The sequence below is a fragment of the Rhodococcus sp. ARC_M12 genome, assembly GCF_022810385.1.
In the GTDB taxonomy this organism is placed as follows: Bacteria; Actinomycetota; Actinomycetes; order Mycobacteriales; family Mycobacteriaceae; genus Rhodococcoides; species Rhodococcoides navarretei.
Genome location: NZ_JALGQI010000008.1, coordinates 1 through 22492 on the forward strand (window position 1 = coordinate 1; position 22492 = coordinate 22492).

18 protein-coding genes are annotated in these 22492 nt (G+C 59.2%); 1 reads left to right on the forward strand and 17 read right to left on the reverse strand.

Annotated elements, in window-relative coordinates:
• Positions 1-777 precede the first annotated feature (777 nt).
• On the forward strand, positions 778-1911 hold the full coding sequence (locus MTX35_RS11625; protein WP_243595113.1) for an acyltransferase: 1134 nt from the start codon (positions 778-780) through the stop codon (positions 1909-1911).
• Between the two features lie 277 nt (positions 1912-2188).
• Here MTX35_RS11625 and MTX35_RS11630 read toward each other — a convergent pair whose 3' ends face one another.
• From MTX35_RS11630 to MTX35_RS11705, 17 genes are all read right to left on the reverse strand, one after another.
• Positions 2189-2974, reverse strand: a complete 786-nt coding sequence (locus MTX35_RS11630; RefSeq protein ID WP_243595114.1) for a hypothetical protein — start codon at positions 2972-2974, stop codon at positions 2189-2191.
• A 44-nt stretch (positions 2975-3018) separates the two neighbouring features.
• Complete coding sequence (locus MTX35_RS11635; RefSeq protein WP_243595115.1) at positions 3019-3642, reverse strand: WecB/TagA/CpsF family glycosyltransferase; 624 nt, start codon at positions 3640-3642, stop codon at positions 3019-3021.
• Positions 3643-3766: 124 nt separating this feature from the next.
• On the reverse strand, positions 3767-4990 hold the full coding sequence (locus tag MTX35_RS26265) for a glycosyltransferase (RefSeq protein ID WP_374230280.1): 1224 nt from the start codon (positions 4988-4990) through the stop codon (positions 3767-3769).
• On the reverse strand, positions 4991-6007 hold the full coding sequence (locus MTX35_RS11640; RefSeq protein ID WP_243595116.1) for a hypothetical protein: 1017 nt from the start codon (positions 6005-6007) through the stop codon (positions 4991-4993).
• The gene (locus MTX35_RS11645) at positions 6004-7320 is read right to left on the reverse strand and encodes a lipopolysaccharide biosynthesis protein (protein ID WP_243595117.1); all 1317 of its coding nucleotides are present in this window, start codon (positions 7318-7320) and stop codon (positions 6004-6006) included. Before MTX35_RS11645 ends, MTX35_RS11640 begins: the two co-directional genes overlap by 4 nt.
• On the reverse strand, positions 7314-8567 hold the full coding sequence (locus MTX35_RS11650; RefSeq protein ID WP_243595118.1) for an O-antigen ligase: 1254 nt from the start codon (positions 8565-8567) through the stop codon (positions 7314-7316). The genes MTX35_RS11645 and MTX35_RS11650 overlap by 7 nt, the downstream gene beginning before the upstream one ends.
• A gap of 194 nt (positions 8568-8761) precedes the next feature.
• Positions 8762-10249: a sugar transferase gene (locus MTX35_RS11655; RefSeq protein ID WP_374230287.1), complete on the reverse strand. Its 1488-nt coding sequence runs from the start codon at positions 10247-10249 to the stop codon at positions 8762-8764.
• A gap of 525 nt (positions 10250-10774) precedes the next feature.
• Positions 10775-12094: a UDP-glucose/GDP-mannose dehydrogenase family protein gene (locus MTX35_RS11660; protein ID WP_243595119.1), complete on the reverse strand. Its 1320-nt coding sequence runs from the start codon at positions 12092-12094 to the stop codon at positions 10775-10777.
• 187 nt (positions 12095-12281) lie between these two features.
• Entirely contained in the window at positions 12282-12581 is a 300-nt protein-coding gene (locus MTX35_RS11665) for a hypothetical protein (RefSeq protein ID WP_243595120.1), read from the reverse strand.
• Between the two features lie 52 nt (positions 12582-12633).
• Positions 12634-14079, reverse strand: a complete 1446-nt coding sequence (locus MTX35_RS11670) for a sugar transferase (RefSeq protein ID WP_243595319.1) — start codon at positions 14077-14079, stop codon at positions 12634-12636.
• A 313-nt stretch (positions 14080-14392) separates the two neighbouring features.
• A complete protein-coding gene (locus MTX35_RS11675) occupies positions 14393-15244 on the reverse strand; it encodes a sialate O-acetylesterase (RefSeq protein WP_243595121.1) in 852 nt (283 codons plus the stop codon).
• Between the two features lie 14 nt (positions 15245-15258).
• Positions 15259-16476, reverse strand: a complete 1218-nt coding sequence (locus MTX35_RS11680; RefSeq protein ID WP_243595122.1) for a lipase family protein — start codon at positions 16474-16476, stop codon at positions 15259-15261.
• 4 nt (positions 16477-16480) lie between these two features.
• Complete coding sequence (locus MTX35_RS11685) at positions 16481-17743, reverse strand: acyltransferase (protein WP_243595123.1); 1263 nt, start codon at positions 17741-17743, stop codon at positions 16481-16483.
• A gap of 16 nt (positions 17744-17759) precedes the next feature.
• Complete coding sequence (locus MTX35_RS11690) at positions 17760-19007, reverse strand: lipase family protein (RefSeq protein ID WP_243595124.1); 1248 nt, start codon at positions 19005-19007, stop codon at positions 17760-17762.
• Entirely contained in the window at positions 19004-19705 is a 702-nt protein-coding gene (locus MTX35_RS11695; protein ID WP_243595125.1) for a YveK family protein, read from the reverse strand. The genes MTX35_RS11690 and MTX35_RS11695 overlap by 4 nt, the downstream gene beginning before the upstream one ends.
• A complete protein-coding gene (locus tag MTX35_RS11700) occupies positions 19702-20946 on the reverse strand; it encodes a S9 family peptidase (RefSeq protein WP_243595126.1) in 1245 nt (414 codons plus the stop codon). The genes MTX35_RS11695 and MTX35_RS11700 overlap by 4 nt, the downstream gene beginning before the upstream one ends.
• Before the next feature lie 5 nt (positions 20947-20951).
• Entirely contained in the window at positions 20952-22421 is a 1470-nt protein-coding gene (locus MTX35_RS11705) for a polysaccharide biosynthesis tyrosine autokinase (protein ID WP_243595127.1), read from the reverse strand.
• Between the last annotated feature and the right edge of the window lie 71 nt (positions 22422-22492).

The following is a 22492-nucleotide window of genomic DNA, read 5'->3' on the forward strand; positions in this document are numbered from 1 at the left end:
GTTTTCACCCCACGCACACGACCCACCCCCCCAAATCCCCACCCCCACCCCCTCCTCAGAGCACCCCCTCTCCATAACAACAACCAACCAAAAATTTCACCGGTAAAAGAACGACACTTCCGCCCCCAACCCCACCTCGCCCACCCCCGCCCCCAAGAAACCCAACCAGGGCACTTAGGACCACCCCCCCCCCCCCCCCCCACCCAAAAAAAAACCGATGGCACATGGGTGAATGCTCTGATCGAAGCTTGCCACAACCCGCTAGCCACCGTTCCAACGATCGTTCAGGGGTCACGTCAAACACCGGAAAACCCGTTGGTCTGGCGAACTAGCTATGCTGCGGACTCCGGCACTCGATCACGCGTGGCGGCCACGCATCAACAGGACAAAAGCAAAGGCAACCGAGTCCAAGCCGTGCCTGACCAGCGACAGTCACCCAAGATCGGCGACGAATAGAACCGGGTGCTACACCGTCCTCACCCATGCAATGCCCCTTCACTCGCGCATATGACGACCAGACAATCTATTGGAATCGACGACAAAAGAACCAGGCACCAAAATACCCCTAGCTCGAACAGCAGAATCTACCCTCCCAGCCGGATCGAGGACCCGCGATCCATACTGTCGCCGCGGATGCATACAGGCACAATCGCACCGAACCGCAGAACACGCATGGACTACCTCACTTATAAGGCTGGCAGCTTAACCTATTCGAGTGGAAAATACACGCCCTCACGAACACTGCGAGAGTCACGGATTTGAGGCACAATTCAACAAATGGCCGACAGAGACAGATTCGATTCGCTGGACGGACTTCGCGGAGTAGCGGCGCTCACAGTTCTTATCCACCACGGACTTCTATCGTCGACTACATTTTCTGACTCATACCGATCCACGGACGACTTGAGCCTTTTAACCTACATTCTCACCTATTCGCCACTCCACCTCCTGTGGGCGGGCACCGAAGCAGTCATCATCTTCTTTATACTGTCGGGCTTCATTTTGATGCGCCAGCGGCTTCGAAGCAATCCTGAGCCGTGGGCTGCATACTATCCGAAGCGGCTGGTCCGACTGTACGTCCCAATTATTGCTGCTGTCGCATTTTCCGCTACTGTCGCGCTTGCCGTCAAACGCTCACACGACAGTGATAACTGGTGGCTGAACATTCACGAAAACCCATCCGCTGCAAACATACTTTGGGATTCGGTCATCTTGAGCGGAACGTCTAGTGTCAACACGGCATTATGGTCGCTAAGATGGGAAGTCTGGTTCTCTCTCCTGCTACCGGCATTTGTCTTAATTGCGTCAATTCGTAGGTTTCATTTTCTACTAACGCTTTTCTCGCTGTACGCATTCAGTGCCCTGGGATCGGTCACACAAACGGCACCCCTACAATTGCTACCCCTCTTTGGAATAGGGGTGGTTCTGGCCACCGCGTATGAGCAGATTGCAAACACGTACACAAAATACATTAAACAAAGTAAAATCCGGTCCATTGCACTGATCCTAATTGCCACAATGCTTGTGACAATGAATTGGACGATAGGGGGGATAACAAGCAGCAAGTATCTGTCGGCTATTGGAAGTGCCAGTTTACTTATTGGTGCCACACTGCTGGTCACCATCTCACTACTAGACCCGCTCGCTCATCGGTTTCTTACCCTCAGACCGATTTCCTGGCTAGGGTCACGCTCATTTTCTCTTTATCTAACCCATGAACCGGTAGTAGTATCGATTGCCTATATAGCCTCATCTCCCGTCACGCCTGCGCCCACTCTCATTGTAGGCATTCCCTTATCCCTCGCCATAGCAGAACTTTTCCACCGGGCGGTCGAACGACCATCACACCACCTCGCACGGCGGGTCGGGCAATCAGTCAAAACTAAATGCGACAATCCCAGGGATGCGTAGATTAGTAAGCCTAGAAGGTCGAGGCCCAGTCACCTAACCTAAATAAGGCCCCCAAAATGCACTCATCCCGGTGACGACGGAACAATACTAGATTGAAGTGCTTCACCAGTAAGAATTTGATTCTTTTGCAAACCTGCGGCGCTGAACTGGTTTCGTGCCCACACCGATCCGGACTCTGGACATACGATCGATGATCAAGGGGGTCTATTGGCCCAGATGCACGACCGGTCGGAACCCAGGACATCGCAATGTATGAGCTATTACCTACGTGTGGCCGTCATACTTCCAACCAGGGAAGCAAATCACTAGAACTCGAACAAAGAAGCTCAAAGTCAGTATCTTTAGCAGACGTTCTAGAAGTCTCAAACCCCTCAGGATTCCTCGACAGCGCCAACGCCATATCAACGAAGCTCGACCAGTGCGGACCGATAATGTAAGACGACAGACTCAATAGGTACAGGTCCACTACGGCATCCTTCACACCCCCCGACGAGTTATATCTGGATTCTTTGGGTTGCGCAATCACATTTGGCACTGCTTTACAGATTTCATGCTGCACAGCCGGGTCGTCACAGGATAGGAAGAACAAGACATCTGGATTAGATTGCCTCAACTCGTGCATACGTGCGACAAACCAGCTCGGCGGTGACGCTACCTTTGTGACCGAATGACTTTTCTTGTGCGCTCTTACCATCACACCGACGAACGGTGCACCCTGTAAATATTGGCGGCAGAACTTAGACACACGTTCGATTATCTCATCCGTAGGTCTCAAGTTCTGAAAAAGTTCGGGCCATGGTGTACCCTCGTCCGATAAATCCAGCGCGTGTTGGCCCTTGACTACAACCTTTTTGGATGACGCGACTTGACTGTAGCCTTCGACTGAGTCGAAGACCGGAAAGCGTCTACAAGCTAGCGCCTCGCCAAGGAAACCAACACGTTCGCGTTCATAAATCCAAAGATCTGCGATGTCCGCTGAGAAGTTGTGTTCCCTCTTCCAGTGAAACTCAAAAGAACGGCCCGTCACCGCAGCGAAAGATTCGGCGCTTAAGAGCACGCGCATACGATTTCCTAAGCCTGAATAGACCGACGCTAGGAGCACTTCCCTCATCTCGATCCCCGATCATCGAAGTAGCTAGTTTCCTTGATATTGGAGTAAACAGCTTGAAACCCCGGCAATTCACAAATAGCGCGTGCCAGGTACTTTCGCTTTACGGTCGCCTTCAAAGCATCAACCGTGTACCGGCGCCACAGACGTCGCGGCTCCTTCCATAAACGAACAAGCCAATTGAGCCGATACTTATATGCCCAGTCAGGATAATAAGTTCCAGATGCGTACTGATCTATGAATCCACCGCATGTTGCTATAATTCCGTCGTCGACGAGGCCTGCTAACTCAAGAGCAAACTCCTCTTGCAATCCGGGACCTAGACCGATCAACGCGAGATCAAACCGCCGATGAACGAGATATCGCCGCAGGCTGTCACCCCGCAAAAGCCCCTCATAGCCATCCATAACGTGAATAGTTAAGTCAGCAGAGAGCGACCCAAGCTTCCTAGCAGCTACATCAACCGTCCTCGCCTTGCCTCCAACCAGTAGAATTGTCCAACCTGGATTGCTCACTACCAATCGCGGTACCAGCAGATCCGCCGATGACCGCACATCGACGCCGGCAATTTTGCAAAGCAGCAAGCCATCGACGCCCACGAAGCTAAAGTCTTGGAGCCTCACGCCACGATTCTGTAGGCAAACCATGGCAGAAAAGTGATTCAACCATGTAATGGTTGTAGGACCATCGCCACCAGATGTCGAAAGACTATTCTGGAGATTGTCCATATGTCTGTTGTCTACTGATCTAATCATCAGTGTTCCCTTTGTCGACATTCTCACCATCGATCAGCGAGGTTGCTTTCGCTAGAATTAGCTCCAGCCTGTTTGTCCAACTATGGTGGTCTACAATTGCTCGTCGCATCCTGGACCGAATCTTGCTATCGCGACCAAAAGAGACACCCGCGAGCAACGCCTTATCCAGACTTTCGGGACTCGAACTGTCAAAGATCATTGAATCTAGTCCCAAAACCGATAGCGTCGATCGCGCATCGCGCGAGTCGCTAGCCACCGTTGGAATGCCCATTGACATGTACTCGAAGAGTTTTAGCGGCGAGTGGTACATTGGCGCATCAGTCAACGGCAAATGGCCTGCGTACGCGAAGTCGACGTTATCAAATAACGAGGGCACATTCTCTGTCGCAACCCGACCTACAAATTCGACTCGTCCGGGCAGCAGGCGCTCAGCAACTTCAACGCATCTGTCACGGTCCGGTCCATCACCGATGATCTTTATACAAATTCTCAAACCGCTGTCCCGAGATACTCTGGCAACGGATTCTATAAGCTCAAATACACCTTGCCACCTAAGGATTGTGCCTATCCACCCGATAACCCAGCTCTCCGAATCGGCGCGCACCAGCGATCGTGGCGAAAAGTGATCAGTATCCACCCCATTCGGTACGCAGATTGCTGTTCGTTCCAAGCGAGGGTGCAGGCTGATCAATTCACCGCGTAGCTGCTCGGAGACTGCAATTACAAGATCGCTCTTTACGTAAGACCGTATTTCCCAGTATCTAGCCAACCGCTTAAACGTTAGGTTGGACCGATCACCATCCGCCTCTTTGAAGAAGATTCCATTACACTCCACGATCACGCAAGTCGCTCGACGGCGTAGTAACATCGCCCCTGACTGCATGAGTCCATATCGCTCGTAAACAAAAAACGGAGTTGTGGGCACGCACCGGTATGCCCACAAAGCAAATCCCCACCTCCACACAACCCGGATGGAGTCTCGAACTACGCCGCGCCACCCGGAGCCGACCGAATCCGAGCCTTCACCCTGCAGGTGCTTCCGCGCGATCGCGGTATCGCCCGCTATACGCGAGCTGACCCCAATGCCCATTTTTGCTGCGGACCCTGTAATTCCCAGGATATGGCTACGCGGGCCGGGAGTTGTACTCAACTCGGCAGTGGACACCCTCGGTGCACCGGACAGATAATACATTTTCCCCAGTTTTGCTACAGGCATCTATCGACTCTCCGAACGCTCGTATATTTGGGCCACCGCGTCTGCGATACTTTCCCAAGTATCGACTTCAGGATCCTGACTAGGATTCTTTTCGGGTATTGCGGAGAGGGACTGTGCTAAGGACTCTGCTGAAAACGGGTAGTCGTATAGGATTATCCAGCCAGGGCCAACCCGCTGGGATAGTTCTAAATTGCTTGGGGTGTCGGGGGCAAGAACCCGTCGAGTTGCAGATAAAGCCAGATATATTGCGCCAGAGTTATGCCTAGGTGCCGATACCAATACGAGATCTGCGTCAGCGGCCAGATTCTCGACTTCAGAGTCGGTCAACCATCGATTTATAAGGGTGGCGGATCCGGACGCGGTCATCAGTGCTTGCAATTCGTTCACGTAATTGGCGTTCCCACCGCTACCCGCAATCACCAAATGCCACCCCTGCGGTTCCGTCTCAGACCAGATTTCGACCAACTCGGTGAGTCGTTTGTAAGGACGAATTTGTCCAAGAACCAGTAGCTTGCGCACAGATCTCACTGCCAACGGTCTCGGGGTCATTACATACGGCCCGTGCGGGGTGATGTGGTGCCGGACCTTTGTCAACCCTTCGAAGCGTTGGCACGCTAAAAAATCGTTGCGACCAGCCTTGGTCAAGTGTGCAACATCTGAGACTAGATTGAGATATACCTTCCGATATATCCAGTCAAGGTTGCGATGTAGCCCTTCGTGTGCCGAAATATTATGTGCGGTCCATACAATTTTTGTCCCCCGAATTTTACCAATCAGGCAAGCGGCGAGCAAAACTGTCAATGTTGCTGCAGAAGAAAGGAAAGACTTCTTATTCGCGTAGTCCTCTGGCCAATGGAGGTGCAGGACGTCCATTCTCTTCAATAGTGTGGAAAGCGTGAACTCCCTGACCAAGTAGCCCTTCTGTTCAAGGGTTCGGTAAAGTAACGAATTGTATGGATTCTTATCACGGTTTTTGAATGCTGGCCAGGCAACCACAATCTTCTTCTGGGCGGTCATAGGTTCGCGCCTTGCCTCTCTCTGTCAGAGATCACGAATACTAACGTCGTATCCACAGCTGCGCGACGATATAAGACCACAATCAACATCGAGTTTGCGATGCATGAAGCGATTACAGCTCCCGTAGCACCGGCCACGATGGTTAGGGGGATCGTGCCAGCGATATTGAACAGTCCAGCCGCAATGGCAGTCTTGGCGCGTACTCGGGCAGCTCTATGGTTGCTAAATGCGCACATCAGAGGGCAGCTTGAGATGGCCATGAACGAGAACACACTGAGCGCCACAAGCAAATCAGTAGGCGGTTCAATTTCGCCATGTGACAAGATTCTTGCGACCACCGGTGCTGCTACTAGACTCACGCCACACAGAAGTATGCCCATGAAGCTGAACGCCAATGTTGTTCGTATAAGCCACTGCCTTGTAAGAGTCAGGCTATTTTGCTGGCGTACTGCAGCGTACTTCGTGGTGAGCAGGCCTGTTAGTCCGATTGGGACAAACATGGCGATCATCATCACTTTTGATGCCAGTCCGTATTCACCGACCTGTAAGTCACCCGAAATCACGGAAATAATTATTGGATCAAAGCCATACGCAAGTAAGTTGGCCGCCGCATAGATGGTCATCGATCCGATTAGAGCCCTTGTCGTCTTGTCCAAAGGCGAGGGTCTACTAAAAGTCCACTCATGTTGGGAGTCCAATCGCTTGAAGTATAGCGACGTGATCAGGTAAGGCGCGGCGTTACCGAGTGCGCTCGCGGCTACTGCGGCAAAAATGCTGTCGGAGACGATGAATGCTACCGCTAGAATTGGTAGCCCGACAATCGTGTTGCTCGCCAAAGACAAATTTGAGAATGCTGTCTTGCTCAGAGCGTCAAGAGCCCCCTTCGACGGTGCAAGCGGGAGGCATATGGCCATTACTATTAGTATAATGAGCACGGCTAGCAAGATTTCGGTGCTGCTTGCATCCATCAGCGCCGCGGCTATAGCGACAGGCGTGATGAAGCATGCAAACATCAAAGTAGATTCAGCAAGTGCAAATTTTGAAAACAGCTTCACTAGGCTACCTGGGCGGGCTTCCGGCTTGTTGGCGATTGCAGACCTAGTTGCTTGCTGTAACCCGTCCAATAGTATTGCAATGATTGGCCACACGCTAAATACAGCGGTAAACCGCCCATAACCCTCAGCACCGAGGTTGTCAACTAGCAGAGGTATCCGCACCAGTGCACCTACCGCTACTATTCCTTGCGCTAAGACATACGATCCCATTGTCCAAAACCAGATCAGACGATTTGAACCCTCTAATTTGCTCACCATACTGGCCTCGCGGAATTTGCCGGCTTGTCGACGGATTGCACCTTAGCGCGTTGGCTGCTTAATCGGAGGATGACGAGCCAGAGCGCAAGTGTCCAGAAATAGGGAGTCGCTACGTTAATTTCCCACATGGGCTCAGTAACGAACCCGACGGCTACGGTCGAGAACAAAGCAATCGACAGAGGATGCAGAGACTTGCTAGAAATCCACGCCGCAAGTATAAGAAAGAAGAAGATGCACCCAACGATTCCCACATTTGTCATTAGGTATGGCAATTGGCCATGCTCGTGGACCAAGATGTACCGACCTGTAACCCGCTCTTCGTATGCTCGATAGAGAATTGAGCGACCAGGACCAAATACTGGCTCTTCGCGGAACCCTCGAAGGACGATCTGAGCAATATCACCTCTGTTTGTGAACAGATTGAGCTGCGACTCTAACATGATGATCACAGATGCAATTATCGATAACAAGGGTACAGATCGCAGGAAAGCCCGGAGGGTACTGCGAGGTGATTGCATGTAATTTTCGTTGTTTCTGATTAGCAGGTATCCAAGATAGGCCACGACTGCCATGAGTTGCGCTGTTCGGCTCCCTGATCCAACCAAGAGTGCGAGCGCTATCCCTAGCGCGAACCAACGGGTTTTTCGTCTGCCAAGAAATGCAAGAAGCGGTACCAGTGTGGCAACCAAGAGTCCCAGGTTATTCTCCTGCGGTAAATATGAATGCCAGAGGCCCCCAAACGGGGAACATTTATCGATGCGGCATTCTGCGACCGCATCTTGATAGAAGACGATCTGATATATCAGAACAGACATCAAGATAGCTACTGCAATGACCGCTAGTTGTCGGGGTCTTATTTCGGACGGTGCACCAAACGCAAGCGCGGCAATAACCAGTACCGCGACCGCAATCGACAAGAAGTTTCGGTTGTCATCCCGTATCAGTGTCGCGAAGGCTAGAGTGATTCCAAGCATGCCCATGAGCTGGGCCGCCGGCATAGTTGTCCTCTCTTGATGCAGAGAAGATCTTGAGAAGAGTATGTGCAAGGCAAGAACGGCGATCAGCAGAGAAAGAAGAACTCCCACTGCGCTGCCGACGTTTCCTGAGGAAACCCACACTGATCTCCCACTGCTATCTTCCACACGACGCGCGCCATCGAAGAAGACGTTGATAAATTGCACTACAGGTGTGCGGATCAAAACAAGACCAAGTAGAGCGCCCGTTGCAGAAAACGTGTTCCCTTTCACCGCGTAAGCTCCCTGCGGATCGGGCAACAAGGATGTGAGGTATTGAATCTAGATGTGCGCTCAATTGGCAGCAGCAGGCCGATGAATCTCGGTCTTACTCTCATTGGCGATCTCCCTGGGCATAGGCTTGCAAGACGTTCCTCATACTTGCCTCGAAACTGTGAGCCGACTAAGTTCCGCGCCGCTCGACGGGGTCAATACGCCCCGTCGCTTCCAGCAACCGCCTTCATGGTCTTGGCAATGATCAGCAGATCCCCCACCATCGACCAGTTCTCGACATACGAGAGATCTAATCGAACTGTCTCTTCCCACGACAGGTCGGATCTTCCGCTGACCTGCCACAGACCGGTGACTCCCGGCTTGACCAACAGCCGCCGACGAACCTCACCGTTGTAGGTCTCCACCTCACGGCGGAGCGGGGGCCGCGGTCCCACCACGCTCATCTCACGCTTGATAACGTTGATGAACTGCGGCAGCTCGTCGAGACTGAAGCGCCGCAAGAACTTGCCGACTGGCGTCACCCGTGGATCGTCACGCAACTTGAACAGAACCCCGCCGGCACCCTCGTTCTGGTCGAGAAGGTGCGCAACCTGCTTGTCGGCGTCGACGGCCATGCTGCGGAACTTGATCATCGAGAAGGGCTTTCCGTCGATGCCCATTCGCTCGGACTTGTAGAAGATCGGCCCACGACTCGTGGTCTTCACGGCAATGGCGACTGCCAGCAGGATCGGCGAGATCATCACCAGCACCAGAGCCGCGAACGTCAGGTCGAAGGCAGTTTTGCTGAATCGCGTCGCACCGTTGTACTGGGGCTTCTCGACGTGAATCAGGGGGAAGCCAGCCACGGGCCGCATCACCAGGCGCGGACCGGCTACATCGACCACACCTGGGGCGACCACCAAGTCGACATCTTTCTTCTCCAGGTCCCAGATCATCTTGCGAATGCCCTTGTTTCCGAGGTGCTCGGTTGCGGTGACGGCCACCGTGTCGGCACCGCACTCATTGATCGCGTCGAGAACGTCGTGCTCATCCCCGAGCACCGGGATGTCAGTGCCTTCCACATGAACCAGCCCGTCCCGCGGAGCCTCGTAACCGGGCATGCAGATTCCCACCACCGCGTAACCCGAGGCCGGCGATCTTTCGAACGACTGAGCCATCGACACCGCGGCCGCACGGCTGCCCACGATCAACACCGAGGTCTTGTATTCACCCTTGCTCCGCAGCCGAGTGACCACCTTGCGCCAGAGCCATCGGCTCACCAGGAGCGCAAGCAGTCCGGCAGGCAACGCGATGGCCAGATAGAGACGAGCGAAGTCGATGCGGAACAGCAGCGACACGATCGCAATGACACCGAACAGGCGGAAGGTCGCCGAGACGATACGCCGGTACTCCTCCGCACCGTTTCCGATGACGCGAGGTGATCGGGTTCGGAAGATGGCGAGGAAGGCGATCCAGAGCACGGCCAGGGCTATCGACACTCCGGTATATGTCACCGTCGGGAGCAGGCCCGCAGTCGCCATATCGCCGCCACCAAAGCGCACGACCTGCGCCAGTGCGACCGAAAGAACGATGACGACGACGTCGGTTGCCCGCAACCGCCTGATGTATTGCTCTTCCCACACGTGACGCGAAGTCAGGATGCGTGTTGCCACCGCGTCCTGCCGACGTGGATAACCCCACAGAGAGCGCTGTGCAGCCCCGACAGATGCCACGTGCTCCCCCTCCTCTGCAGTACTGCGCACACCGGAGGTGAGGCGCGATTTCGGATCGAACCAATCCGGATTGCAACTGGTATCGAATTGAAATAGTCCCATGCTGCTATCCGATGCACCACGCGAGCGGTGCAGATCACAAACGAATAACAGCAAGTATTCGGTTTACCACACCATCGCTGACTAGGCGATACGTGTGGCAGGAACCTACTGGGTTGTAACCGCGCCACGGCTGAAAAACGTTACATATGAACATAATCGACACGACAATGTGAGTATTCACAGGTTGCAGCGCCGTTTATCGTGAGATCGAAAGCCTCACCCCCGCCGATAGGACGCCGAACAAACTTCTGCACGGTCTGACCAGGGATGAAACAAGGGTTGTGACGACATCGGTGTCACAAGCAATCAAATAGCCGAGAAGCTGCTTCCAGAGAAATCAGCGTGATATTTCATTCCAACGAATGAATTTCGCGCTCGGATTGTCTGTCGAGATCATGGACGGCCGAGCCCTCGGTAGTTCCACCCCGCCGCCCGCCACTGCTCCGGGTCCAGGCAGTTGCGTCCGTCGATCAGGGTCTTGCTGCGCACTGCGCCCTCCAGGTCCTCAGGAGCGAGCGCCTTGAACTCTTTCCATTCCGTCAGCACCAGCACCACGTCAGCGCCCTCGCAGGCTTCCAACGCGGAGTTGCTGTACGTCAGAGTGGGGAACAGAGCCCGAGAGTTCTCCATGGCCTTGGGGTCGTACACGTTGACCGCGGCACCCTGCAGCTGAATCTGCCCAGCCACGTTCAGGGCCGGTGAATCACGCACGTCGTCGGAATCGGGCTTGAAGGCGGCACCGAGCACGGCGACCCGAGCACCGAGGAGAGACCCACATGCCTCGCGCGCCAGCTCGACCATGCGAGTACGGCGTCGCATGTTGATGTTGTCGACCTCGCGCAGGAACGTCAGAGCCTGGTCTGCACCCAGTTCACCGGCCCTGGCCATGAACGCCCGGATGTCCTTGGGCAGGCAGCCACCACCGAAGCCGATGCCGGCATTGAGGAACTTACGGCCGATGCGCTCGTCATGGCCGATGGCGTCGGCGAGCACGGTGACGTCGGCTCCCGCGGCCTCGCACACCTCCGCGATGGCGTTGATGAACGAGATCTTGGTGGCCAGGAACGCGTTGGCGGATGCCTTCACCAGCTCGGCGGTAGCCAGATCGGTGACCAGAAAGGGGATCTTCTCGTCGAGCAGCTGCGCGTAGACCTCGCGGGCAAGTTCCTCGGCGCGGCCCGGACGAGCACGGTCCACACCCAGCACCAGGCGATCGGGATGCAGAGTGTCTTTGACGGCGTAACCCTCCCGCAGGAACTCCGGGTTCCAGGCAACCTCTACGCCGTCACCGGCGGGTGCGAGCTCGCGAGCCATGCGGCCGAGCCGCTCAGCTGTGCCCACCGGCACTGTCGACTTGCCGAAGATGACCGCGGGCTTCGTCAGCAGCGGGGCCAGCGTCTCGATGACCGAGTCGACGAACTTCATGTCGGCCGCGAACTCCCCCTTCTTCTGAGGAGTACCGACGCCGAGGAAGTGCACCTCCGCGAAGTCTGCGGCTTCCTGGTACGACGCGGTGAAGCGGAGACGGCCGGCCGCGATGTTGCGCTGCAGCACCTCTTCGAGACCGGGCTCCCAGAAAGGGACTTCGCCGGCTTCCAGCTTGGCGAGCTTGGCCGGGTCCACGTCGACACCGAGCACCTCGTGGCCGAGTTCGGCCATGCACGCGGCATGAGTGGCACCGAGATAGCCGGTACCGAAGACTGTGATTCGCATACTGTTCGTTCCCCGTCGGTTGTGCTGTTGTGCCAAGTGTTCGGTCGAGACAACGCCCCGACTGATGCTGGGCTATCGCGTGGACTACACCCGCGTCTGCGAATAGTAAACGCAGTCCCGGCGTCTCCGATACTCCAGGGACGGGGTTCACAACACGATGGACGGCCGGTAACTCAGAGACCAATTTCTAGCGACGAACCGGAAACTGCGGGTTCTCGGGCTCCTCGACGGCCTCGGCGCAACGGTGGATGAAATCGCTCAACTCGGTCCGAACCTCAGGAGCAAGTAGGTCCAGCGGGGCCTCGGTACCGTGATATTCGGCGAATGCCGATGTGTACGCGTCCACACTGTCCGAGATCACCGCGTGCAGCGAGGTGGACCGGTTCAGATGCACCCGTGCGATCTGGTCCACTCGATCGGACAGAAAATCGTGAAAAGAATTATGGTCCATGGAGTTACCGGACCCGTTCTCCGAAATAGTGGTCATCACAGCATGATACGAAGAAAACCGACCGACCGCAGGGTGAGTGCACCGCCTTTCAGTACGCGCCTTCACTCTTGAACACGGCCACAGCAGTCTTGGCGATGATGAGCAGATCTCCTGTCATCGACCAGTTCTCGACGTACGAGAGATCGAGGCGAACGCTCTCCTCCCACGACAGATCGGATCGGCCACTCACCTGCCACAGCCCGGTGACACCCGGCTTGACGAGCAGCCGACGTCGCACCTCGCCGTCGTAGGTTTCCACTTCTCTGCGCAGTGGTGGCCGCGGACCGACCACGCTCATCTCGCGCTTGAGCACATTGACGAACTGCGGCAGCTCGTCGAGGCTGAACTTGCGCATCACCTTGCCCACGCGGGTGACCCGTGGGTCATCGCGCATCTTGAACAACACCCCGCCCGCGCCCTCGTTCAGACCGGCCAATTCCTGTACGCGCTTGTCTGCGTCCTGGACCATGCTGCGGAACTTGATCATCTGAAAAGGCTTGCCGTCGATGCCCATTCGCTCGGAGTTGTAGAAGACCGGCCCCTTGCTGGTGAGCTTGATGATCACGGCAAGGACGATGAGGATCGGTGAGATGAGCAGCAGAATCGACGCGGCGAACACGAAGTCGAAGGCCGTCTTGCTGAAGCGTTTCGCGCCGTTGTACTGCGGCTTCTCCACGTGGATCAAGGGGAAGTTCGCCACCGGTCGCATCACCAGCCGCGGGCCCGCCACGTCCACCACACCGGGCGAGACGACGAGGTCCACCTTCTTCTTCTCCAAGTCCCACACCATCTTTCGCAGACCATGATGGCCGATGTGCTCGGTGGCCGTCACCGCGACAGTGTCGGCTCCGGACGCTTCGATGGCCTCGACAACGCTGTGCTCGTCTCCCAACACGGGGATCTCGACGCCGTCGACGGTGAGCGAGGTGTCGTTGCCGGGCTCATAGTTGGGCAGGCAGATGCCGACCACGCTGTAGCCGGCTTCGGGAGAACGCTCGAAGGACGCGGCCATCGACAGCGCCGAACTACGGCTTCCGACAATGAGTACCGACGTCTGGTAGCCGCCGTGAGCGCGCTTGCGGGCCACCACCTTGCGCCACCCCCACCGACTCAGCAACAAGCCGATCATGCCGACGGGTAGCGCGATGGCCAGATACAGCCGAGCGATGTCGAACCGGAACAGCAGCGACAGAATGGCAATGGTGCCGAACAATCGGAACGTGGCCGAGACAATGCGTCGGTACTCCTCCGAGCCGTTGCCGATCACCCGTGGAGAACGAGTACGGAAGATGGCGAGGAACGCCAACCACAGGACGGCGAGGACACCCGAGACTCCGAAATAGCTCACGATGGCCCACGGCTCACGAAAGTCGATATCGCCGAAGCGGATGATCTGAGCCACCGTGACGGCACCGAGGACAACCACCGTGTCGGTTACACGGAGCCCCTCGGTGTAATGCGTCTCCCAATCACGACGCGACGTCGTCTTACGCAGCCGTCGTGCGTCACGCCGCGAGACAACCGAACTCTGTGTTTCCAGGTCTCTGACTGACACTTGTTTCCCCTCGGTACGTACGCGTTGCCGAACCCCTGCGTGATCGACACTGCTCCGTGCCACCCCGTCGTGCAGATTGTCTTGTTCTACTTATCGTGTCACTTGGTAACGGTATGTTGATCGACGCAAAACCGCAGGTCGTTACATGTTTCGAGTGCATTAACCACAAGCGTCCGCGGTGTTTCTGGCAGTGCCGAATTCCCCATTTCGCCCCATTCCCGGGGACTACTAAGCAACAGATCGTCACTCGATGTCAAGCAGTGTCGGTCGATTGCACGACGCGCGGCGACATTCCCGCGAAGGCCTCCCACATTCGGCGTCCCAGTTCCCGTTGGCCCTCGCCGTTGTAGTGAATCTTCTCGGTCTCGCTGTTGTAGAGCCCTCTCGGTCCCTGCACGTACGCAACGTTTGTTCGTCGACGCGGAGTATCGGCATGTACCGCGTCGATGACGGCGTAGTTCGGCTCCCCCGATTCGATTTCGTCCGGCACCATCTGGCCCAGAACAAAGGGCACATCACCGAACTCGGTGCGCAGAGCATCGATGAGACTGTCGAGCTTCTCTGCATACACCGGCCCGGTCAGCAGAGGCACATCACTCTCGCCCTGATGCCACAGCACCGCCGCCAACTCGTTGCCGGACTTCGTCGCCAGGCCGGTGCGGATGCGCTGCATGGCATTCCAGAACAGATTGACGCGCGCACCCGTATCGGCCGGATCCCACGAGATGCCGTGGATGCGCGCGAAGCCCGAGTCGCCGCGCGCATACGGAACGAGCAGCACCGGCCTGCCCGTCTTATCGGCGAGGTGCGCTGCGAACGTCGGGCCGAATCCGACTGCCTTGGAGGGCACCTCGTGAAACAAGGGATTACTGCCCGCCACGATGGTGTTCTTCGACCGACCCGACGCTGCCCACTGATGTACCCGAGGATGCGGAGCATCGAGACCGGCACGATCCAGGCCGCGGCCACCACCGTGCGCGTTGGACTGGCCCAGCACCGCAACCACCAGATACGGCTCGTCGATCGCCTCCACCGCAATGCCGCGTCCCAGACGCCTCTTGACGACGTCCTTGGCCCGGACTGTCAGATCCTGACGTAACCCCACGAAGATCCCCCTCGTCAACTGCAATCGTTCTGCGCAGGTACCCCGGCGAAACGATCCGCTATCCATTGATTGACGGCGTCGCCGTTCACGTCGCCATGCCCCCGCCCCGCCTGACGATCGATGGTGACGACATCTCCCAACGCACACGCCTGCGCGAGGGCCGCGTCGGTCCACGCCGCGTCGATGTACGTGTCGGCGTCGCCGTAGGCCACCAGCATCGGTGCCGAGGCCGGTCCCCGCGGCACGGCCATCCGAGCCAGAGCCTGTCGAAGGGCATCCGCAGCCGCATCGGAGTTCGGTGCAAAGTCTTTGTCGCCGAGCCTCTTCACCGCATCTTCACGGGCACCGGCCTTGTCCGCCGTGCACCCGGTCAGCGCCGCCCAATCCTGCGCGGCATCGCCTCGGCGATAGTCGTCGAGGTTCAGAGACGGATCGCGTCGCGCCAACGACTCCAGCACCCACTGCAGCAACGGGCCCTGGTCGTCGGTCAGTGTTCCCGCAATGGCCTTGTCCACCAGCCCGACCATGTTCGCTGCAGGTGCCAGAGCGACGGCACCGACCAGATCCAGCTCGGGCGCATAGGAATCGGCGAGTTCGTTCGCCGCCCACGCAGCACCACCGCCCTGCGAACCACCGAACGCCGCCCACTCGCTGCCGACATCGGGGAAGACGTTGCGCAGAGCGCGAACGGCATCGATGACGTCGTAGCCGGCGGTGATGTTGTCCAGGTACGCGTGGTTGCCGGGATGCCCCAGACCCTCGTAGTCGGTGATGGCGACCGCGAATCCCGCTGTGGTGTAACCCTGTACGAGCGCCGATGCGCCCAGCAGCGACGCGGACCTCGACGGCGCGCATGCCTGCTCGATTCCCGTGGTGCCATGGGCGTAGGAGATGACGGGCCACCCACCCTCGGGGGCATCGCCGGAGGGGGTGAACACCGTGCCCGATACCTCACGCTCGCCCACACCCGGTTGCATCGAGCGGTACACCACCCGTGCCGCTTGGACACCCGACATCCGCACCGGCAGTAGCAGATTCGGCATGGTCTCGGCACTGACGATGGAGCCGCTGCCGGTACCGGGGTTCGCGATGTCCATCGGCTCAGGATCGGCACCACGCACCACCGATGCGAGTACGCCCTGCGCCTGGCCTCCGAGCGGCACCACCACGGCGCATCCCGCGAGCAAAGGGAGCAGCAGCAGAGGCGCGGCGAGCCTACGGACGGAGTGCATGAATCTATTTGCTCGCCTTGAATCTACGCGCGTACGTCAACGACGGCTTCTCGATGAATCGGTACGTCACCGCTCCGAATGCGATGCTCACGGCGCTCACCAGCACGAAGTTCCGTAGTAGCCCCAACGGACTGTCTCCTGCCATCCAGCCGAAACGCCCCACCATGATCAGAATGGGGAAGTGCCACAGGTAGACGCTCAGCGAGATCATGCCCACGTAGCTCAGTGGTGCCCAATCGGCCCGTTCGGCCAACTTCGAGCGCTCACCGCGGGCCAGCGGCACGACGATGAACAGAATGAGCAGTGCCGATCCGAGGGACACGGTGGAGGTCTGCCAGCGCGAGTTGTTGTCGATCAGCATCAGCGAGATCACTGCGGTCGGAATCATCGCGATGCCCGTCCACCAACGCATTCTGTCGACGATCGCGCCTTTCAACATTCCGTTGTCGATCGCGACGAACACCACCGCCGCCAGCATGCCGTAGGTGAAATTGTCAGCCAGCGACCAGAAGCTACGGCTGAGCACCGCGATCTCGTTGGGTCCCCATTCCAGCAGTTTCGGATCGGTGATGCCCGACGGCCCGACGCGCGATGCGGTGTAGAGCTTTCCGGTGATTCCGATGACGAACATGATCACCACCGGGATCAACGCCAGCACCGGTGCCGAGAGGGACGTGCGCTTGCGCAGGAAGAACGCGATGCTCGTCAGCAACGGCAGTGCGATGTAGAACGCGAACTCCAGCGACAGCGACCACGACGGGTTGATACCGGTCTGGATCATGCTCGGAATGTAGGTGTGCACCAGCGTCAGATTGGCCAGCAGTGTCAACGGATCGGTGAGGATTCCAAGACCGTTGTCGGTGAAATGCTGCTCGGCCACAGCGGCGTTCTCCACGAACACCGCACGCATCACGTAGTTCGCGAACAGGAAGATGAACAGGTACGCCGGAAACACTCGCAGCAACCGATGCATCGCGTAGCTGACATTGTTCGGCATCGGTTTGCCTGCGAACAGCTTTCGGACCATCGGCAGGAAGATCAGGAAGCCCGACAGCGCGAAGAAGAAGATCAACCCCTGACCCAGCACCCCGAGCTTGTAGGTCAGGACCGTCTGCGGCGAATAGTGACCGCCGACGTGCACGGCGAGCACGCACAGGCAGGCGAATCCGCGGGGGCCGTCGAGCCCGACGAGGCGGGCAGGTCGTTTGATTTCGGTATCGGAGACCGCGGTGGCCGCGGTCGCGGTGCTGTCGGGTGTGGCGGTCATGGATACCCTCTGAAGGTCATGGCGCAGGAGGCGGGCAGAAGCTGATGGCGTCGATACCGGCGAACCGGTCGCCGAGCCATCCGAACGCAGCAGCACCGTCGATGTCTGCGTGACCGGAATTCGGTTGGAGCACAGATTGAATCGTGTCTCCGTTGGCGCAGCCGGCCGCGATGGCGGCCTCGGTCCACGGCTGCGAGATCAACGTGTCCTGGCCACCGTAGAGAACCAGCATCGGTGCGGCGGCCGGTGACGTCGGCAAGCTCATCTCACGCAGGTAGTCCGCGAGCTTCGCCGTCGCCTCGGGGGTTGCCGGACGCAGATCGTCGTCACTGATCTGCGCCGCCAGGGATGTGCGGTCGGCAGCGAGGACGCCGCCGCACGCCGAGAGCTCGTCCCACTTCTCCTCGACGATGCCTCGGCGGTAGTCGTCCAGGTCGATCTCGGGATAAGACTGGGCCAGGCCGACGAGCACCCACTGCAGCAGGGGCTTCTGATCGTCGGTGAGCGTGCCGTTCGCGGCCGCGGCCGCCAACCCGGTGATGTCCGCTGCCGGGACGAGGCTGACCGACCCGACCATGTCGAGACCCTCGCCGTAGGTGGTCCCCGCGAGTTCGTTTGCGGCCCAGGAGGCCTGACCACCCTGGGACCCGCCGAATGCAGCCCACTTCGTGGACGCATCGGGAATGAGCTTGCGGGCAGCGCGCACCGAGTCGATGAGGTTGTTCCCGACGGTGCGAGCGTCGAGATAGGGATGGTACGAACCCTCGAGGCCCAGTCCCTGATAGTCCGACACCGTGACGACGTTCCCGGACCGCACGAGCGCCGCGACGATCTGCGAGCTGCCGAGCAGTTCGGGATCGGTGGACGGTGCGCAGTCCTCGAGCACGCCGGTGGTGCCGTGGCCATAGGCGATGATGGGCCAACCGCCCTCGGGCGGTGTGCCGTCCGGTGCGAAGATCGTGCCCGAGACACGCTGCGGTGAACCGTCGACCCCGGAGGTGGACGAGTAGACCACCCGCGCGGCAACTGACGACACGGCGCTGACCCGTCGATCGATGGTCAGCAGTTGCTGCGCACTCTCGAGCGAGCCGGGGCCTGCTTCACCGTAATCGGCGTCGAGTGTGGCACCGAACGCCGCGGATTGCGACACCGAGTACGGATCGGCAGGCGGTTCGTCGGAGGAACACCCCGACGTCACCAGGATCAAGGCCAGTGCGCAGGCACCGCTCGATCGGTGTACTCGGCTCGTTCTCGACAGTGTCATCGGACCCCCTCTGCAGCTGGCGTCCGCTGGGCAGCGGTCGCCTGCTTCACGATGTTCTCCACTTGATCGCGATGGTCGATCGAGTCGCGTGCGATTCCGAATGCCAGCACCAGCACACTGCTCAGGATCGCGCCCATCACTCCCCCCAGAATCATGTTGCTCGTCGGCGTCGGTGTTGTGGCCGAATCAGGAGTGGTGGCCGCATCGACGAGCGTCACCTCCGACACCGCTCCGTCGGCCCCCAGGTCGATCTCCCCGACCAGCTTGATCAGTTGCACTGCAACGGCATTGGCAACGTCTCGCGCCTGCTCGGCGTCGGCGTTCACCACCGAGATGTCGATCAACGCCGAGCCCGGAGTGGGCACCACCGTGATGTCGTTCTTCAGCACGTCCGGCTCGATCGGCAACCCCTCCGACGCGATGACGCGTCGCAACACCTGCTCGCCGGTGGCCAGCTGAACGTAGGTCTCGACGCGAACCAACGACCCGCGATTGCCGTCGAGCGAGTTCTTGGGCGACGTGGGGCCAGGAGCTGTGACGAACACCCGAGACGATGCGGTGTACGTCGGCTCGACGAGATAGGTCGCCAACCACCCGGCACCCGCCGACAGTGTCGCGGCGGCGAGAATCAACGCCCAGCCGGACAACAGAATACGGCCGTAGTCCTTGAGGGTGGGCACACCCGTGGGTGCGATCATCGATTCAGCTCGCACGTATCGACGGGGCGTTGGCCGGCGAACATGCCTTTGACCCACGGCAGCGACCGGCTGCTGTCCAGATCACCGTGTCCCTCACCTTGATGCAGCTCGTACTCGACGAGGTCTCCGGAATCGCACGCCCGCTGCAACGCCTTCTCGGTCCACGGTTCGAGAATCAGATCGTCCTCGCTGCCGTACATGACCAACAGTGGGGTCGTCGAACGCTGCTGCGGCAGAGCCATATCCGACAGGTAACCACGCAGACGATCCGTTGCTTCGACGCTGACCGGTGTCAGGTCCGAGGCCTGCAGACGCGCCAGGAGCCCGGGCACGTCGTCCGACTTCGGCGGCACGCATTCCATGAAGTCGTCCCACCGCTCCCGCGCCAACCCCGACCGGTAGTCGTCGAGGTTCATCTCGGGATGACTGATCGCCAAGGTGTGCAGCGCGTACATCAACAGGGGGTACTGAGCCCGCGTCAGAGTCCCGTTCGCGGCAGCATCGGCCAAGCCGGACATGTCCGACACCGGCACCATCGCGGCGGTCCCCACCAGCTCGAGCCCGCCCCCGTACTCGGCATTACGGTCGCTTGCCGCCCACGCTGCCATGCCGCCGAGCGAGACTCCGTAGGCGGCCCACCGCGAGCTGAGGGTGGGCATGAAGTTCCTGGCCGCACGGACCGCATCGATCATGTTGTAGCCGAACGTCTTCGAATCGAGGTACGGGTGATACGACCCAGCGAGTCCGAGCCCCTGATAGTCGGTCATCGCCACCGCGAAGCCGTTGAGCACCAACGCTGCCACGATGGGGGCACTGCCGAGAAGGTTGGCGTACCGCGACGGACCGCACGCCTCCAGCACTCCCGTCGTGCCGTGCCCGTAGGACACCACCGGCCAACCCCCCTGGGGCGCAGTGCCACCCGGGATGACAACGGTGCCCGAGACATCCGTCGGCTCCCCCGTCACGCCCGACGTCGATCGATACACCACGCGAGTCGCAGTAGCCCCCAACTCGGTGATGTCTGCTGCGATGTCCTCAATCGGCTCGGCCGAGATCAACGAACCCGGTACGGCACCACCGAAAGTGGACGGTGGCGGCGGCTCCGACGCCGCCGGAGCGGCCGTGACAGGAGCCGTCTGCGCGCCCGGTGGCAGTGTGATCGGAGCTTGCTGCGAGCAAGAGATCGATATTACGGCGGCGGTCGCCAGGACGCCGACTCGGACCGCCCACCTACCGGACATCGAGGCTATCCTCTGCTCGCCGACGAGGTCGCAGTGTCGTTCTGCGCCGGCCTCGGCCGAACTGCGGCGGAGTAAGGTGCAGACCGAGCCGACGCAGGCGGAACGGTGGAAGTTTCTGCGTTCGAGGGTGATTCGCGGACGTTCGCGGATATTGCGGAGGTGCCGCCGAGGAGGCGTCGACCCGAGGGTTCGAAGGTGGTCACGACGCCCAGAACGGTTCCGCCGACACCGTCTAGCACCTTGATCGCACGTCGCAGTTTGTCGCGCGTGGTGCGGCCGGTGCGCGCGAGAACCACTGTGCCGTCGGCCAGTGCGGTGAGGATCGCGCCGTCGGTGACCTCGAGCAGAGGCGGGGTGTCGATGATGACGTAGCGGTATCGCTCGCGCAGCGATTCGAGCAGCTCCTGGGCGCGATCCGATCCGAGCAGTTCGCTCGGATTCGGCGGCACGGGCCCCGAGGGCAGTACCGAGACGCCGTCGACCGCATCGTTCTGGATCGCGTCCTCGATGCCGTGCTCGCCCGAGAGGACGGTCGACAGACCGCTGTGCTGGTCGATACCCAACCGGGTGCCCAATGTTGCGCTGTGCAGGTCGCCGCCGACGAGAAGCACTGTGTGTCCCGCCTCGGCGAGCACTGCCGCGAGATCGATGGCCGTGCTGGTGCGTCCCTCGCCGCCGGCCGGACCGGTGATGGTGATGACGCGCGGCGGAGAGCCGCCGCCGAGGAAGCGAATGTTGGTGCGCAGGGCGCGGAGCGGCTCGCCCATCGTCTTCATCGACGCCACCGCGACCGTGGGGCGCGTCCCGTCGGCAGGGAGACCGCCGAGCACGACGCGGCCCGAGACGTCCTCCGCGCGCGGCCTGTCCCGAATCGAGCGATCCAGCAGGCCGCGAAGCAGCGCGAGCGCGAGCCCGAGAACGAAGCCCATCGCACCGCCGAGACCGAGCGCCGTGGTCAGGCCCATGCCGATCGGTGCCGACGGGACGTCGCCCTGATCGACGATGGTGGCACCGGCCGCGGGATCGCCACCGCGCTGAGATGTTTCGAGTTCCTGCACCACCTGCGTCAGCTGCCCGGCTACCGCGTTGGTCAGTGCCTGCGCGACCTCGGGATCGGCATCGGTGGCGCACAGATCGAGCAGAACGGTCTTTTCGATCGGCGTCGCGGTGATCCGGGAACGCAGGTCCGCCGCCGACCCCTGCAGTTGCAACTGATCGACGGCTCGCTGGGCAACCTGGGTACTGGTGGCCAATCCGGCGTACGAAGACACGCGTTCCTGCGAGAACAGATTGTTCTGGTACGCCTCACCGACGGAACTGCCGCCCTCGGTGGTGACGAACAATCGCGCACACGCTTGGTACTGCGGCGTCGTGAAGAACGTGTAGGCATAGCCGCCGGCGATGCCGATAACCGTCGCGAGAGCGACGATCCACCAACCCGCGCGAAGGATCCGCCAATACTCTCGAATCTCCACGAGTGCTCCTATCGAATGACGTCGGTCAAGGGGAAACAATAAAGCGCAGCGAAGGATTCGGCACGGCGTAC